Origin of the sequence: Pseudomonas sp. WC2401 (genome assembly GCF_041200115.1) — a bacterium.
Classification (GTDB): domain Bacteria; phylum Pseudomonadota; class Gammaproteobacteria; order Pseudomonadales; family Pseudomonadaceae; genus Aquipseudomonas; species Aquipseudomonas fragi.
Genome location: NZ_CP165623.1, coordinates 1,701,684 through 1,718,009, shown reverse-complemented (window position 1 = coordinate 1,718,009; position 16,326 = coordinate 1,701,684). Strand labels below are relative to the sequence as shown.

General features: G+C 60.8%; 9 protein-coding genes. 6 read left to right on the top strand and 3 right to left on the bottom strand.

Features of this window, described 5'->3' with window-relative positions:
- Positions 1–200 precede the first annotated feature (200 nt).
- Together AB3G35_RS07835 and AB3G35_RS07830 are read left to right on the top strand one after the other, a co-directional pair.
- Complete coding sequence (locus AB3G35_RS07835; protein ID WP_369782464.1) at positions 201–5,192, top strand: dermonecrotic toxin domain-containing protein; 4,992 nt, start codon at positions 201–203, stop codon at positions 5,190–5,192.
- Between the two features lie 135 nt (positions 5,193–5,327).
- The gene (locus tag AB3G35_RS07830; RefSeq protein ID WP_169844884.1) at positions 5,328–6,428 is read left to right on the top strand and encodes an OpgC family protein; all 1,101 of its coding nucleotides are present in this window, start codon (positions 5,328–5,330) and stop codon (positions 6,426–6,428) included.
- Between the two features lie 100 nt (positions 6,429–6,528).
- Here the strand turns inward: AB3G35_RS07830 and AB3G35_RS07825 are convergent, their stop codons facing one another.
- Positions 6,529–7,935 carry an amino acid permease gene (locus AB3G35_RS07825; RefSeq protein ID WP_016779661.1) on the bottom strand — a complete coding sequence of 469 codons (1,407 nt, stop codon included), beginning with the start codon at positions 7,933–7,935 and terminating at the stop codon, positions 6,529–6,531.
- A 394-nt stretch (positions 7,936–8,329) separates the two neighbouring features.
- On the opposite strand from AB3G35_RS07825, the gene AB3G35_RS07820 reads away from it, so the two are divergent.
- The 3 genes from AB3G35_RS07820 (at position 8,330) to AB3G35_RS07810 (ending at position 12,987) form a co-directional block, all read left to right on the top strand.
- Positions 8,330–11,440, top strand: a complete 3,111-nt coding sequence (locus tag AB3G35_RS07820) for a transglycosylase domain-containing protein (RefSeq protein ID WP_369782462.1) — start codon at positions 8,330–8,332, stop codon at positions 11,438–11,440.
- Positions 11,441–11,638: 198 nt separating this feature from the next.
- Positions 11,639–12,208: a PadR family transcriptional regulator gene (locus AB3G35_RS07815; RefSeq protein ID WP_016779659.1), complete on the top strand. Its 570-nt coding sequence runs from the start codon at positions 11,639–11,641 to the stop codon at positions 12,206–12,208.
- On the top strand, positions 12,205–12,987 hold the full coding sequence (locus AB3G35_RS07810) for a siderophore-interacting protein (protein WP_016779658.1): 783 nt from the start codon (positions 12,205–12,207) through the stop codon (positions 12,985–12,987). Before AB3G35_RS07815 ends, AB3G35_RS07810 begins: the two co-directional genes overlap by 4 nt.
- A 117-nt stretch (positions 12,988–13,104) precedes the next feature.
- On the opposite strand, the gene AB3G35_RS07805 is transcribed toward AB3G35_RS07810, so the two are convergent.
- Together AB3G35_RS07805 and AB3G35_RS07800 are read right to left on the bottom strand one after the other, a co-directional pair.
- Positions 13,105–13,743, bottom strand: coding sequence for a Pr6Pr family membrane protein (locus AB3G35_RS07805; RefSeq protein ID WP_169910802.1), 639 nt, complete (start codon positions 13,741–13,743; stop codon positions 13,105–13,107).
- A 7-nt stretch (positions 13,744–13,750) separates the two neighbouring features.
- Positions 13,751–13,981 (bottom strand): VF530 family DNA-binding protein, encoded by a 231-nt coding sequence (locus AB3G35_RS07800; protein WP_016779656.1) that lies wholly within the window; start codon positions 13,979–13,981, stop codon positions 13,751–13,753.
- Positions 13,982–14,199: 218 nt separating this feature from the next.
- Between AB3G35_RS07800 and AB3G35_RS07795 the strand changes: the two genes are divergently transcribed.
- A complete protein-coding gene (locus tag AB3G35_RS07795; RefSeq protein ID WP_169869497.1) occupies positions 14,200–16,236 on the top strand; it encodes a TonB-dependent receptor in 2,037 nt (678 codons plus the stop codon).
- The last annotated feature ends 90 nt before the right edge of the window (positions 16,237–16,326 follow it).

Below are 16,326 nucleotides of genomic sequence, written 5' to 3'. Positions count from 1 at the left end.
CCTGGCAGCGCTGCACTACGGTGCTGCCAGGCAACCTGCCAACGCCTTACACCCTTAAACTGATCCAACAACACTACATAACTAATACTTGCACTTGAATAACCGTTGCTTCTGCTCTTTCTAGATCAAGTTTTTGAACTTTCAGCGCAACTTCATCCTTTCTAGACTGAGTCTGGTATTCAACTCAAGGATGTTATTCCATGCCCACACCCTCACTGGCCGAGTCTGCTGCGAACTTGCATGAACTCGGCATTCATCATGACTTTATAACCAGCCGTTCCAGCGCAACATTACCGGCGCTGTCTGCAGACTTCGCCCGGCGCTTGAGCAGCCATCAGTTGCAACTGCCGGACTGGTATACCGACGCACCACTGGCGCAGCGCCAGGCGTTGCATGCCTCCCGCGCCCTCAGCCAGCAGTCCCTGCAAGCGGTGCAAAAGGTGCTGGAGCAGATCGGTTCGGTCGAGTCATTTGCCGTGCCCTTGCTGGAGCAGGCACTGCTCAAGGAGTTCGGCATCGCCTGCAACGTCAGGCAGAACGTCATCGGCCTTACCACCCTCAATGCCTTTACCGACGAGGTAGAGCGCACAGATACCCTGACCCTGCTGCAGGCGGCCTTGCACAACTTTGCGCAGGAGCAGGCCAGCCCCGGCGGCATCCCCCGGGGTTCGTACCTGTGGAGCCATCAATCCAACAGCTTTCGCGACCCGCTGCCCAGAACCCTGGCCATCGAGCCCACGGCCTTTGCCAGCCTGTGCCGCAGGCTGGATATCGGCGGGCGCTACCAGCAGCACCTGGAATCCATCTTCAGCCCGCCCAGAGTCGTGGATAAGTACCGGCTGGACCAACTATTCATTCAACATGAACGCAATACGCTGCGGGTGCAGGCCGATATTGCACTAATGAAAAACCATATAACTGCCAGCACCCACGCCACATTGGTTGATTATTGCCGGGGCAATGAAGGCGCACTGTTCAATGGCCGGGCGCTGGCCTTTGAGTCCATGACCCTGGACGCCATTGAATTGAACGCCCTGGTCATTCTGCACGCCCCTGCACTTGAAGAGGATCCGCGCTGTGTGGTGTATATCCCCGGCGATCCCGTCAGTTGCGTCAAGCAATACGCGTCCCTGCGTGCCGCCGGCGCCGATCTGAAGGCAAAAATGCAACTGGACGGTTATCGGCAGTTCTTTCTCCATCTGGCGCCCCAGGCGCAAAAACTGGCGTTGAAAAAACGCCTTGATGCAGGGTTCCGGGAACTGGCCGCTGACCCGTTCTATATGCAACCCTCGCCGATCCAGGGCAGCCTGTTCCAGCACCTGCATGAGCGCAGGTGCCGCCAGTTGCTGGCCGATGCGCAATTTCTCGCCGTGCCCACCGCGCAGATCAATCGCCTGACGCTGCTCGACCGGCTGGAGCACTATCTGGATGCCGCCCTCACCATCCTCAATGTCGAGGCGTTGTTTGTGCCAGGGCTAGGCGAGGTGATGATGGTGGTTTTTGCGGCGCAAATGATGACCGAGATTTATCACGGCATCGAAGCCTGGGAACAATCGGAAAAAGGCCTGGCCTGGGGCTACACAAAGGACGTGCTGTTGAACCTGGCCTTTACCGCAGCAGCGGGCAAGCTGGCCAGCGGTGTGCCCCGGCCGGCGCCGGTGGCGGTGTCGCCATTTGTCGAGGAACTGCAGCTAATCGAGTTGGCGGATGGCCGTAAACATTTGTGGAAGCCCGACCTCGGGCCTTTTGAAAGCGCCATCCACTTCGAACCATCAGCCAGTGCCGATGCAATGGGCCTGCTGACCCGCAACGGCGAATCCTGGCTGGCGCTCGAAGGCAAGCACTACAAGGTGCAAAAGAGCGCAGACAGCCGCTGGCGCCTGCCACACCCTACCGACCCAGGCCACTATGCGCCGCATATCGCTACCAACGGCCACGGAGCCTGGATCCATGAAGCCGAAGAACTCGCACAATGGCCCGACACCAGCTTTGTCCGTCGCCTGGACCCGGCTCTGCACGGCCTGAGCGACGAACAGGCACATGCCCTGCTGTTTGCCAGCGACACTGACCTGTCGCACCTGCGCCGCACCCACAGCGAACTGGAACCGCCGCCCGGCTTGCTGGCCGACGGAATCAACCGCTTCAGGGTCAACCGCGACCTGGACATCTTTATCGACAAAATGCAGGCCCACGATGGCTCCGCCGACCCGTTGCTGCAACTGCAAGTGCTGGTGGATGTCGAGTTCTGGCCCGCGTCCAAGGCCTTGCGCTGCCTGGACAGCGAGGGCCGGACCATCATCGAATACGTTAATGGCGGCACCGCCAAGGTGCCGGTGATTCAGGTGCTCGACAGCCAGGTCCAGCGCGGCGAGCTGCTGCAGACCGTGCTCCAGGCCCTGGACGAACACGAGGTAGAGGCACTGATTGGCCGTGATTTTGCCGATACCCTGGCGCAGAAGGCGCAAAAACTCGGCAGCAAAATTGCCCGGCGTGCCCGGCAGCAGCGCGAGCAACTGTTCGGTGCCCACTATGCCAGGGCCAACCGCAGCCACGACCCGCTGGTCAGGCAACTGACCACGGCCTGGCCGAACCTGCCCGCCCCTGCAGCCAGGGAAATAATCGATGCCGCCACCTCGGCCGAGCGCGAAGCCTTACAGGAGGGCGTCGGCATTCCGTTGCGGCTGGCCGAGGAAGCCCGGCGCCTGGTCGACCAGGCCCGCCTGGCCCACGCCTATGACGGCTGGTTTTTTGATTACGGCATCAGCCCGGATACCCAGAAGCTGATCATGCACAGTCTGGAGCGCATGCCCGGGTGGCCGGCAAACACCCGGATCGAGATCCGCGAGCACACCCCGGGCGGCCTCTTGCTGGATCACATCGGTGCGCAGGATGCACCGATCCGCAAAGTGCTGGTTAAGCAGGGCAGCCACTACCAGACCTACAACGGCCACGAGCAGATGCTGCACGGGCTGGACGATATCTACGCCTCGGTGCTGCATGCCTTGCCGGACCCGGAACGGGCAGCGCTGGGCTTCCCCCATACCGGCCAGGGCCGGGCGCTCAAGGATGCGCTGTTGCAACGGCCCGCCAATCGCCAGGCGCTCCGAGCCCTGCTGGGCATGCCCGAACCCCGTGGCCCCTCGCCTTTGCGCCTGGCCCAGGGCCGCCCGGGTTATCCGCCCTTTGCCCGCGAAGCCCGGCTGTGTGCCCGCGCGCCCATCGGCTGCCTGCAATCGAAGCCGCGCAGGATCCGCTACCTGCTGCAAAAACTGTTTCCCATGCACCACCCCCAGGTGGTGGAGGACTTTCTGGGCCTTGAAAACCTCAACAGCCGCGCTGGCATCGCGCGCCTAGAAGCACTCAACCTTGAGTACAAAACCCAGATTGGCCTGCTCAGGCAATGGATCGCCGAGCCCCTGGAGCTGATCCGGGTTTCCGAGGGCCACTCGCGCCCCGTGCATATTCGCGACAAGGAGCGGGTGGCACAAAAACTGATGAAATGCTGGCGGCGCTCTGTCGAGGGCGGCCAGTTATCCGTGGATTACGCACTCAACCTCAGCGGTTTCAATCTGGGCCGGCTGCCCGCCCTGAGCGCCGATTTCAGCCATGTCACCTCGCTGCACATCAGCAACGTATATCTGGACGCCAGCATTGGCGCATTCCTCAGCCACTTCCCGAACCTGAAAGTGTTGCGCCTTGAGTCGGCGTACCTGCGCCAGCTCCCCGAAACCCTGTTCGACCTGGAACACCTGCAGCAACTGCATCTGGGCAACAACCGTTTGCGCCTGACGCCCCGGGTCGCTGCCAGGCTGGGTGAAATGACCCAGCTTAATGTGATCGACCTGAGCCGCAACACCCTGACCGCGGTTCCGGACTTCACCCGTTTCGCCCAACTGCGCAACCTCAACTTGCGCGATACCGGGCTCACGCAATGGCCTGCGGGGCTTGAGCAACTGGCGCAACTCAACTCGCTGGACCTGCGCGACAACGCCATTGTCGCGCTGCCCGACGGCTTTTACACAATGCCCCGCGAGCGCCTGGCAGGTACCCGGCTGCACGATAATCCGCTGCAGGCCAGCAGCGCCGAGCGGGTGGACGAACTGCGCGAGCGCCTGGGCCTGCCCCGGGAGATACGCGACCACGGCGCGCCTGTGGCACAACCGGTGAACAACTGGCTGAGCATCGATTTGCCTGCACCCCAGCGCGCAGCCAGGACGCAACTGTGGCATGCACTGCAAGCCAGCCCCGGCCACACGCCGTTTTTCAGGGTGATCAATGATCTGGTGGCCAGTGCCGATTTTGTCCACGACCGCCAGGTACTGACCGACAAGGTCTGGCGCATCCTCGAAGCCGCCCGGGACGAGGAATTTCGCGAAGAGCTGTTTGTCGGCGCCACCCAGCATGACAACTGCGTTGACCGCGCGTCCACGGTATTCAGCCGCTTCGGTTTCAAGCTGCTGCTGCGAGAAGCCGAATCATTGCAGGGCGCAGCCAGGGAGGCTGCATTGTTGAAACTCATGAAAGGCCGGGTGCGCCTGCTGGAGCTGGATGACATCGCCCGCAGCCAGTTCGATCTGCAGACCCTGGCCTACCACGAAGCCCTGGCCAACCCCGAGCTGACACAGGCGCAGCGCTCGCGGCTCAAGCCCGACCTGCTCGAAGTGCAACTGATCTATCAAGTCGACCTGGGGCAACGCCTTGAGCTGCCCTGGCAGCCGACCCATATGCAGTTCCGTGCCCAGGCCATGACCTCGGCGCAACAGGTCGAAGCGGCCTGCCAGATTGTGCTCAACAATGAATCCCGGCCCGGCTACCTGGCCAATAAACTGGTGCAGGAAGGCACCTGGCGCGACTATCTGGAATCAGCCTACAACGACGAGATCCAGCGTGATAACGCGCCCTACACGCAACGCTACGAAAACATCGAGACCCTGCAGGAAAAACAGCAAGCCTGGGCTGACACCCACGACAGCACCGATACCCTGGCCCGCGAGCGCCTGCAGGGCGAGCTTCAGGCCCTGGCCCGCACGCTGGATATCGATGAGCAACAAATCTTCACCGGCCAGCCCATGACCGAAGCCACCTACCAGCAAGAACTTGTCCAGATAGAACGCATGAAAAGGCGCACCCTGGAGCTGATCACCCAGCGGATTCTGGAGCGCAAGGCCCTGCCGGGCAGCCCCGGGCAGTAGTTGAGACATTATGTAATAGCCAACCTTTGCATTTGCTCCGCAATACCCGCACCCTGCGCGCCGCCGATACCCGGCGCGCAACCTCTGCTGCGCCATTCGGTCTTAATTAAACCTCTTGTTTGAGTACTCGCCGTGATGCAGACCGGACGCGACCAGCGCATTGATTTTTTTCGCGGGCTGGCGCTGATTTTTATTCTCTGGGACCACATCCCGCACAACCCGCTGGCCGAATTGACCGTGCGCAATTTCGGCCTCAGTGATGCGGCGGAGATCTTTGTGTTTCTGGCCGGTTATGCCGCCGTGCTGGCCTACGGCAAAATCGCCCGGCGCGACGGTTTCCTGCTCGCCAGCGTAAAAATCCTGCGCCGCGCCTGGGTGCTGTATGTGGTGCATATCTTCCTGCTCGCGGTGCTGATGGGCATCGTGTTTTTTGCCAACAGCCACGTCGAAACCCGTGACTTGGTGCAGGAAATGGGCTTGCAGTACTTCCTGAGCAACCCGCAACAGGCGCTCACCGACGAACTGCTGCTGCGCTTCAAACCCAACCTGATGGACCCGCTGCCGCTCTATATAGTGCTGTTGCTCGGCCTGCCGCTGGTGCTGCCAATGCTGCTGCGCAAGGCGGGCTATGTGGTTGCCGTGTCCCTGGCCCTGTACTTGCTGGCGCCGGTGTGGAACCTGGCCGCGCAGGAAGGCGGGGTGTGGTTTTTCAACCCGATGGCCTGGCAGTTCCTGTTTATTCTGGGCGGAGCGGCGGCGCTCCATGCGCAGCGGAGCAATGCGCCTGCAAGCCGGCCGTTATGGCGCCAGCCGCTGTTTGTGGGGGCCACGGTTTATCTACTGATCACCGGATTGCTGGCGTTGTCATGGCGATGGCCGCAACTTCACGATGCCATCATGCCGCTATGGCTGGGCGAACACCTGTACCCGATCAGCAAGACCAACCTGTCCCCGGTGCGCTTGCTGCATTTTCTGGCGCTGGCCTATGTCGTGGCCAAGGTGGTGCCCCACGGCGACTGGCTAAACAACTGGTTTGCCCGCCAGGCTTGCCGCATGGGTCGGTATTCGCTGGAAGTGTTCTGCCTGGGGGTGATCCTGGCACCGCTGGCCGACATGCTCAATGCACTGGGCGGTGACAGGTTGGTGATGCAAGTGTTCAGCGCCCTGATGGGCGTCGGGATCATGGCCGTACTGGCGGCCTGGCTGGACTGGAACAAGCGCCTGAACCGCAAATAGCGATAGCTGTTGTGGGAGCGGGCTTGCTCGCGATAGGAACGCCGAGGTGGGTCTGCCCCACCGCGGTGTCTTTATCGCGAGCAAGCCCGCTCCCACCTGATCAGTTGGTCTGTGTGCGCTGAGTCGGTTGCAACTTGAACACATAGAACAGCACGGTCAGCAGAATCAAAAAGGCCGGGCCGACGAACAAGGCGATTCGGGTTTCCTCGAAGTAGGCCATCAGACCTACCACCATCAGCAAGAACCCCAGAGCCGCGTAGGAACTATACGGGTACAACCACATGCGGTACTTCAGGGCTGCGGCTTCCTGCGGGCTCAGGTTCTTGCGAAAGCGCAGTTGCGCCAGCAGGATCATCAGCCAGGTCCAGATCGCGCCGAAAGTGGCAATGGCCGTCACCCACACAAACACCTTCTCCGGTGCCATATAGTTGAGCACTACGCCCAGCAACAGCACGGCGATCGACAGCAGCAAGGCCTGACGCGGCACCCCGTTTTTCGCGGTGGTGGCGAAGTTGGCCGGGGCCTGGCCGTTTTGCGCCAGGCTGTAAAGCATGCGCCCGGTGCTGAAAATACCGCCGTTGCACGACGACAGGGCCGCCGTAATCACCACAAAGTTGATGATGCCGGCCGCGGTCTTGATGCCCAGACGCTCGAAGGTCATCACAAACGGGCTGCCCGAAGTGCCGATCTCGTTCCACGGGTAGATGGACAGAATCACGAACAATGCGCCGACGTAGAACAGCAGAATGCGCCAGAACACCGAGCCAATCGCACTCGGGATGGTCTTTTGCGGGTTCTTGGCTTCGCCTGCAGTCAGGCCGATCATCTCCACGCCCAGGTAGGCGAACATCACCATCTGCAGGGACATCAACACGCCCTGGATGCCATTGGGCAAGAACCCGCCGTGGGTCCAGAGGTTGGAAATACCCAGCGCGACGCCGTCATTGCCGAAGCCGAACGCGATAATGCCGATACCGCCGAACACCATCGCAATGATGGTGACGATCTTGATCAGGGCAAACCAGAACTCGAACTCGCCAAATGCCTTGACCGCGATCAGGTTGATCGAGCCCATGCTGATCAGCGCCGCCAGGGCCCAGATCCAGCGCGGTACATCGGGGAACCAGATGCCCATGTACACCGCCACGGCGGTAATTTCTGCGACGCAGGTCACCAGCCACAGGAACCAGTAGTTCCAGCCGGTCAAAAACCCGGCCAACGGGCCGAGGTAATCCTGGGCGTAGCGGCTGAACGAGCCGGCCACAGGGTTGTGCACGGCCATTTCGCCCAGTGCGCGCATGATCACCAAAATGGCCAGGCCACCGATGATATAGGACAGCATGATGGCCGGGCCGGCCATTTCAATAGCCTTGGCCGAGCCCAGGAACAGGCCTACGCCGATACAGGCGCCAAGTGCCATCAGGCGAATATGGCGCTCGCCCAGTTCACGCTTGAGTGGGCCGCCTTGCACGCTGTCTGCGTGGGGCTGGTGGTTGCCGACTGGCATAAATGTACAACCTCGTATTGTTATTGGGTATACATCAACAAAGCGTTCGAAAAGACCGGCGGATCACCCGTCCTGCCTTTTGATCAGCCCTGGCTTTGTAGGCCGTTGGATCAAAAGAGAAATGCCCTGCTGAGATCGGCGGCGAGTATTGCACAGGGTTGGTGCACAGTCATGCCCCTACCTAGGACCTATTTACCCACCGTAAGGGCTCTATTCCTGCACTTACACGCAAATGCCCCGCGAGACCTGTACCTCGGTTTTGCAGGTTTGAGCCTTACTCAATAGACCTTGCTTACAGAATTATCAGATAAGCCCCACAAATTTTTCGCCTGCATCCGCCAGCGTCTACGCTTCTATCAAGCGCAACCAATATGCGTACGTGGATCTGTCGACTATGGGCGTACAGTGGAATTCCGGCACCAGCAAGACAAGGGCAGCATCAGCAACCAAGGACGATTCTGTACCGACGCCCAACGTGCCAAAACCCAGGCGTTATGGCTGGTTTGTGTTCGGCATGATCGTGCTCGGCGCACTGGTTGTGCTGGGGTTTGTGATTGCCCAGGAGGTGCGCAGCTCCAGACTGCAAGCCCGCGAGTTCAGCCGCTTTGCCGCGTCCCTGAGCTACTCGATGCATGCAGGGCCCAGCGATGCGATGTTTTACCCGGGCGAAGGCCCCTTCGATAAACGCTTGGGTTACAGCGCTCTGGGCGACTTTCTGCCGCGCCTGCAAAAACGTGACTACGTCATCACCGAACAAAACCGCTTTTCACCAGCGCTGATGAGCTATAGCGAGAAAGGCTTTTTCGTACCCTATCCAGAAAAAATTCAGACCGGACTATCGATCACCGACTGCGCAGGCAGCGCGCTGTATCAGTACAACTACCCGCAGCAGCTTTATTCGAGCTTTGCCAGCATCCCCCCGCTGGTGGTGCACAGCTTGCTGTTTATTGAAAACCGCGACCTGCTCGACCCCCAGCAACCGCAGGCCAACCCTGCCGTGGACTGGCCGCGCTTTGCAGTAGCAGCCTACTCCCAGGCGGCAAAACTGCTGCACCTGCCGGGGCAATCTGCGGGCGGCAGCACCCTGGCCACCCAACTGGAAAAGTACCGGCACTCCCCCGATGGCCTGACCCTGTCGGGCGGTGAAAAATTGCGCCAGATGATTTCGGCCAGCGTGCGCGCCTATCAGGGCGGCCCGCAAACCCTGCCCGCCCGGCAAAAGGTGGTGCGTGATTACCTCAACAGCGTGCCGCTGTCGGCTGTGCCCGGCCACGGCGAAGTCCACGGCATGGCCGAAGGGTTGCGGGTGTGGTACGGCGCCGACTTCAATCAGGTCAATGAACAGTTGAGCAGCACCGCCACGGATGCCAAAAGCCTGGCGTCAAGAGGCCTGGCCCTGCGCGAGGTGCTGTCGCTGATGATCGCCCAGCGCAGGCCGTCACACTATCTGGCCAAGGGCCGCGAGGAACTGGCGCAACTGACCGACAGCCATATCCGCCTGCTGGCACAAAACAATGTGATCGACCCGCCACTGACCGCCGCCGCGCTGGCCAGCCGCGTGACTTACCGTGACTGGGCGCAAGCGCCCACCCTTCAACCCAATGAAACCAACAAGGGCATCAGTGTGGCCCGCAGCCGTCTTTCGGTGCTCCTCAAACGCCCCCTGTATGACCTTGACCGCCTTGACCTGTCAGCCACCAGCACCTTGCAGGGCGACTTGCAAAGCCAGGTCAGCGACTATCTGCGACAGCTGGCAGATCCCGCTTTTGCCGGGAAAATCGGCCTGCTCGGCCCCTACCTCCTGACCCCCACCAGCACAGCACAGGTACGCTACAGCTTCACCCTGTTCGAGCTGACCCCGGACGGCGCAAGGGCCCGGGTGCAGACCGACAGCACCGACCAGCCCTTCGATATCAATGAAGGCAGCAAACTGGAGCTGGGCTCCACTGCCAAGCTGCGGGTGCTGACCACCTATCTGCAGATCATTGCCGAACTGCATGACCGCTATGGCGGCCAATCCAGTGCCTCGCTGAAAAAAATCACCGCCACCAACCAGGACCCGATCACCCGCTGGGCGCTGGCGTACCTGCTCGAAAACCCCAAGGTACAACTGGCCCCCATGCTGGATGCCGCGCTCAACCGCCAGTATTCCGCCAACCCCGGCGAAGGTTTTTTTACCGGTGGTGGCATGCATCACTTCCACAACTTCCGCAGCCAGGACAACAACCGCGTTGCCACGTTGCGCGATGCCATCCGCGAATCGATCAACCTGCCGTTTGTGCGCCTGATGCGCGACGTGGTGCGCTACGCCAGTTATCAATCACCGAGCAACAACGCCGACCTGCTCAGCGACGACCGCAACCCGCTGCGCCAGGAATACCTGAGCCGATTCGCTGACCGCGAAGGCACCACATTCATGCTCAAGTTCTGGAAGAAATACCGCGGCAAGGACTCCAAGGCCCGCCTCGACACATTCCTGGACAGCATGCACCCCACCGCCATCCGCATGTCGGCAGTGCATCGCTACCTCTTCCCCCATGCCGACCAGGCCACCTTCAACCGCTTTGTTCGCTCGCATTTGACCAGCGACAAAATTACCGACGAGCGCCTGACCAAGCTGTACCAAGGCTATGGCCCCGGCGCCTACAACCTGCCTGACCAGGGCTATATCGCCAAGGTCCATCCGCTGGATCTGTGGCTGCTGGGGTATTTGCTCAATAACCCGCAGGCCACTTTCCAGCAAGCCGTAAGCGCCAGCGAACATGAACGTCAGGAAGTTTACAGCTGGCTGTTTAAAAGCCGGCACAAGAGCGCCCGCGACAGCCGCATCCGCACCATGCTGGAAATCGAAGCCTTCCTGGATATCCACCAGCGCTGGCAAAAGGTCGGCTACCCCTTTGACCACCTGGTACCTTCCCTTGCAACGGCACTGGGCAGCTCGGGAGACCGTCCGGCGGCGCTATCCGAACTGATGGGCATCATCCTCAACGATGGCGTGCGTTTGCCGGTATTGCGCATTGATACCCTGCATTTCGCCGCCGATACCCCCTACGAAACCCGCTTGATCAACGACCCCGACGCTGGCGTGCGGGTAATGCCCAGCGAAGTGGCCACAGCCCTGCGCGAGGCCCTGTCACAAGTGGTGGATGCCGGTACGGCGCGGCGGGTGTCGGGCAGTTTCAAACTCGATGACGGCACACCGCTGGCCATGGGCGGCAAAACCGGCACCGGCGACAACCGTATCGAAAGCATGGGCGCTGGCGGACGTATCCTCAGCTCCAAATCGATCAATCGCACAGCCACATTCGTGTTTTATATCGGCGAGCATCACTTCGGCACCTTGACCGCGTTCGTCCCGGGGCGCTCGGCCGAGGCCTTCAAATTCACTTCTGCCCTGCCGGTGCAAGTGCTCAAGGGCATGGCCCCGATCCTCACACCCTACCTGCAACCGGGTACCAACACCTTGTGCCAGGCGCCAGCGCCGGTAAAAACCGCAGCAAAATAGCCAACCTGTGGCAGCTGGCTTGCTCGCGATCCAGGCAGCGCGGTATTTCAGTTAAACCGCGTCGATGCCATCGCGAGCAAGCCCGCTCCCACAGTTTTTAGCGCCTGATGAGAATCATTACCGTTCGTCGATTGGGTTTTTACATTTCTTAAGATATATCTTAAGTTATGTCTAACTTAATGAGAGAGCGAAAAGACAATGAGAGACCATCATCCCCATCACCGCGAACATGGCGCGGGTCAAGACGGCTTCGAGAAACGCCCCGGTCGCGAACGCGGTGGCCGCGGGCCCCGGGTCTTTGCCCCGGGTGATTTGAAATTGCTGCTGCTGGCGTTGATCGCCGAGCAGCCCTGCCACGGCTACGACCTGATCCGCCAGATCGAAGGCCTGTTCGACGGCGCCTACAGCCCCAGCCCCGGTGTGATCTACCCCACACTGACCTTCCTTGAAGAGAGCGAGCTGATCCAGGGCGACGCCGAAGGCGGGAAAAAACGCTACACCGTGACCGACGCCGGTCGCCAGTTCCTCAGCGATCAGGCCGTGGCGCTGGACGGCGTGCGGATGCGCATCGATGTGAGCAAGCGCTCCCTGCGCGGCCATGACCGCCCGGCCGAGATCCACGAAGCCATCCACAACCTGCGTCACGCCCTGCAAATGCACCACGGCCGCTGGAACCCGGCCGAAATCCTGCGGGTGCGCGACTTGCTCAACAACACCGCCAAAGCCATCGTCGACGGCCCCGCTGCCGCCCAGGAGAACGCGCAATGAATGCTGCCAACCCCCAGGTCATCCATCGGGTCATGCATGAAATCAAACGTCGTAAACTTGAAGTGCTGCGCGTGGTCGACCTGACCCCGCGCATGCGCCGCATAACCGTGGGTGGCCCGCAATTGGCGGGGTTTGTCAGCCTGGGCAGCGATGACCATGTGAAACTGTTTTTCCCCCAGACTGCCGAAGAGCAAACCGCGCTGGAAACCCTGGAACTGGGTGCCGGGCAAAAGGGCAACATGCCACCGATGCGCGACTACACCCCGCGCCGCATTGACCTGGACACTCTTGAACTGGATATCGATTTCGTATTGCACGGTGACGGCCCTGCCGCCACCTGGGCCGCCCAGGCCACGCCCGGGCAATACCTGCATATCGGCGGGCCGCGGGGCTCGATGGTCGTACCGGACATCTTCGACAGCTACCTGCTGATCGGCGATGAGACCGCGCTGCCGGCCATCGCCCGTCGACTGGAAGAGCTGTCCGCCAATCGCCGCGCTTTAGTGGTGGTAGAGGTGGAAAACGCTCTTGAGGAGCAGCCCCTGCACAGTGCCGCGTCGGTCGAAGTGATCTGGGTACATCGTGATGTGCCGGGCGAGGACCTGCTCAAGACCGTCGAACTGCTGAGCATTCCTGAGGGTGAACTGTACGCCTGGGTAGCCACCGAAAGCGCACTGTCGCGCAAGGTGCGCCGGGTATTGCTCGACACTCATGGTTTGAATGAAGAGTTCGTCAAGGCTGTGGGCTATTGGCGCCTGGATGACAGTACCGAAGAGTAAGACACACCGCTAAATCCCGTGGGAGCGGGCTTGCTCGCGATGGCAACAACCCGGATTGCCTGATGCGCCGGGGGGATGCTTTCGCGAGCAAGCCCGCTCCCACAAAAGCTGGAAGCATCAAGATCGCGCCCCCCGCCAGCGATCCACCGCCACCACCGCCACTGCCACCGCCACAAACCCCGCCAGAATCCCGCCCGCATTGATAAACGTCTGCCCATAACCCAGCTTTTCGACATCGACAAACGGATACGGGTACACACCCAGCAGGTGCCCGCGCAGCAGGATGTAGGCGAAATACAGCAACGGATACAGCACCCAAAGCCCGATATGACTCAGGCGCAACAGCCCCTTGGGCACGCAAAACCACCAGTAAAACGCAAACAGCACTGGCATCACGTCATGCAGTATTTCATTGGCCAGCCACTGCAGGCCTTCGGGTTGCCAGAGTTGACGCAACAACAGGCTGTACGCCGCGCCCACCACGATAATGCTCACGGCAATACCGCTACTGACCCACGGCTGCAAGAAAAACGCCCTGCCTTTTGACGGGCGGTTATCTGCCGCATAAGTCAGCACGCAGGCAGCCAGGGTATTGGTCAAAATGGTGAAAAAGCTGAAGTAACTCAGCAGCCCGCCCACCACACTCGCCCCGCTTTCCCAACGGGCCAGCAGCACCAGCTCAAGCTGAATCGCCAGGCCAGTCCAGCCCAGGATCGCCAACAGCAAGCAAAGCCGGTGCTTTGACAAAGCACTCATCGGCCGATCACAGCTCGCGTTTGGTACGCGCGTATTTCACATAGAGTTTTTCGACCTTTTCCCGCGCCCAGGGGGTTTTGCGCAGGAACGTCAAACTCGACTTGATGCTCGGGTCGCTTTTGAAGCAACGAATATCAATGCGCTCGGCCAGCCCCTGCCACTCGTAATGCGCCACCAGCGCAGTGAGGATCTGTTCCAGCGTCACGCCGTGCAATGGGTTGTTGTTGGGTTCAGTCATGACGGGCCTTTAAAGCAAAAGAGAGAAAGCCGCGCACCTTAGCCGAGCACCTGCTCAGGGGGAAGTGCATTTGCAATCCAGCAAGTCTAGCCGTGACCCGGGGTCGAAATGAAAGTTCCGCTTTGCCAGATTAAAGTGATGTTATATTGTAACTATTACTGTCCAATCGAAGAGCGCTCAGCGCCACTTTCTTTCGTCACCTTGCCAAGGAACTTGCAATGTCCTCCCCTGCCTTCCCGCGTCACTTGCGACGCCTTCGTCTAACGCCGCTCGCCACCGCACTGCTGCTCGCCTCCCCGGCCTACGCCCTCGACCTGCCGGAGCAAGTTATTACCGGCAACCCCTTGGGCAACACCCAACTGGCGTCGCCCACCACCGTACTGGAAGGCGACGACCTGACCCTGCACCAGCAAGGCAGCCTGGGCGAAACCCTCAATAAACAACCGGGCGTGTCTTCGTCCTACTTCGGCCCGGGCGCCAGCCGACCGATCATTCGCGGCCTGGATGGCGACCGCATTCGCATCCTGCGCAACGGCGTCGGGGCGCTGGATGCCTCGTCGCTGTCTTACGATCACGCCGTGCCGCTGGACCCGGTCAACGTTGAGCGCATCGAAATCGTCCGTGGCCCGGCCGCCCTGCTGTACGGCGGCAACGCCATCGGCGGCGTGGTCAATACCTTTGACAACCGCATCCCCACTGCCGCCATCGACGGCATTCACGGTGCAGGTGAACTGCGCTACGGCGGCGCCGACACCACGCGCAGCAGCGCTGGCAAACTGGAAGCCGGTGATGGCACCTTCGCCCTGCATCTGGATGCCAACGCCCGCGAGTTCAATGACCTGAAAATCCCGGGTTATGCGCGTAGCCGTCATGCGCCTGAAAGCGAAGACGCTGACGAGAAAAAAGGCCGTTTGGGCAACAGTAATGGTCGTCAGGACGGCGGTGCCGTGGGCGGTTCCTACACATGGGAGGATGGTTACGCAGGCTTGTCGTACAGCACTTACGACGCCAACTACGGTTCACCGGCGGAGCAGGATGTACGCATCCGCATGAAGCAGGATCACTACGCCTTTGCCTCCGAAATCCGCAACCTGCAAGGCCCGTTCAGCTCGCTGAAAATAGACGCCGGCTACACAGATTACGAACACCGTGAAATCGAGGGTGGCGAAGTTGGCACCACGTTCAAGAACAAAGGCTACGAAGCCCGCGTCGAGGCGCGCCATGTGCCGATTGGCCCGGTTGAGGGGGTGATTGGCGCGCAGGTCAATCGCAACGAGTTCTCGGCCTTGGGCGAAGAAGCCTTTGTGCCGCAGACCGACACCAACAGCGGCGCCCTGTTCGTGCTCGAAGAGCTGCAAGCCACTGAACGCCTCAAGCTCAGCCTCGGCGGGCGTCTTGAACGCACCGTGGTCGACCCGGATGCCAAGGGCAACGAACGCTTTGCCGCGGCCGACCGCTCCAAAAGCTTCACCGCGGGCAGCCTGTCTTCGGGTGCCGTATTTACCCTCACCCCGATCTGGTCGCTGGCCGCCACCCTGGGCTACACCGAGCGCGCCCCGACGTTCTACGAGCTGTACGCCAATGGTGCCCACGTCGCCACCGGCACCTATGAAGTGGGCAACGCCAACCTGTCGAAGGAAAAAGCCGTGTCCAGCGACCTGGCCCTGCGCTTTGACAATGGTACCCACAAAGGCAGCGTCGGCGTGTTCTACAGCCATTTCTCCAATTACATCGGCCTGCTGGGCACAGGTCGTACACTGAACGACGAAGGCGAACCTGACGCAGACGGTATTCCGGAATACACCTACTCCGGGGTTAGGGCACGCTTCACCGGCTTTGAAGCCAAGGATCACTGGAAGCTCGGCGAAAGTGCCTACGGCAAATTTGCCCTGGAGTTGTCCGGCGATTACACCCGCGCCACCAACCTCGACACCGGCGAAGCCTTGCCCCGCATTGCCCCCCTGCGACTGAGCAGCGGCCTGCTGTGGGAATTAGAGCGCTGGCAGGCGCGCATTGATGTCGAGCACGCCAGTAATCAGGGCCGTGTTCCGGCCAACGAATCGGGCACCGATGGCTACACAACCCTGGGCGCCAGCGCCGGCTATCACTTCGATGTGGGCAGCAGCCAGTGGCTGGCGTTTGTCAAAGGCGACAACCTGACCAACCAGACCGTGCGATATGCCAGTTCTATTTTGCGCGACATCGCCCCCGCACCAGGACGCGGTATTGAGGTCGGCCTGCGCACCACGTTCTAAGCTGCACAGCAGTAAATACGCGGCCTGCAACCAAGGTGGGGCGCGACAAAAGAGCCCTGGGACGAACCGTCGCAGCACACTGTTACGGAA

Bases quoted from the DNA above. Each gene is read 5' to 3' on its own strand.
- AB3G35_RS07835 (WP_369782464.1), top strand. From the start codon at position 201: ATGCCCACACCCTCACTGGCCGAGTCTGCTGCGAACTTGCATGAACTC.
- AB3G35_RS07830 (WP_169844884.1), top strand. From the start codon at position 5,328: ATGCAGACCGGACGCGACCAGCGCATTGATTTTTTTCGCGGGCTGGCG.
- AB3G35_RS07825 (WP_016779661.1), bottom strand. From the start codon at position 7,935: ATGCCAGTCGGCAACCACCAGCCCCACGCAGACAGCGTGCAAGGCGGC.
- AB3G35_RS07820 (WP_369782462.1), top strand. From the start codon at position 8,330: ATGGGCGTACAGTGGAATTCCGGCACCAGCAAGACAAGGGCAGCATCA.
- AB3G35_RS07815 (WP_016779659.1), top strand. From the start codon at position 11,639: ATGAGAGACCATCATCCCCATCACCGCGAACATGGCGCGGGTCAAGAC.
- AB3G35_RS07810 (WP_016779658.1), top strand. From the start codon at position 12,205: ATGAATGCTGCCAACCCCCAGGTCATCCATCGGGTCATGCATGAAATC.
- AB3G35_RS07805 (WP_169910802.1), bottom strand. From the start codon at position 13,743: ATGAGTGCTTTGTCAAAGCACCGGCTTTGCTTGCTGTTGGCGATCCTG.
- AB3G35_RS07800 (WP_016779656.1), bottom strand. From the start codon at position 13,981: ATGACTGAACCCAACAACAACCCATTGCACGGCGTGACGCTGGAACAG.
- AB3G35_RS07795 (WP_169869497.1), top strand. From the start codon at position 14,200: ATGTCCTCCCCTGCCTTCCCGCGTCACTTGCGACGCCTTCGTCTAACG.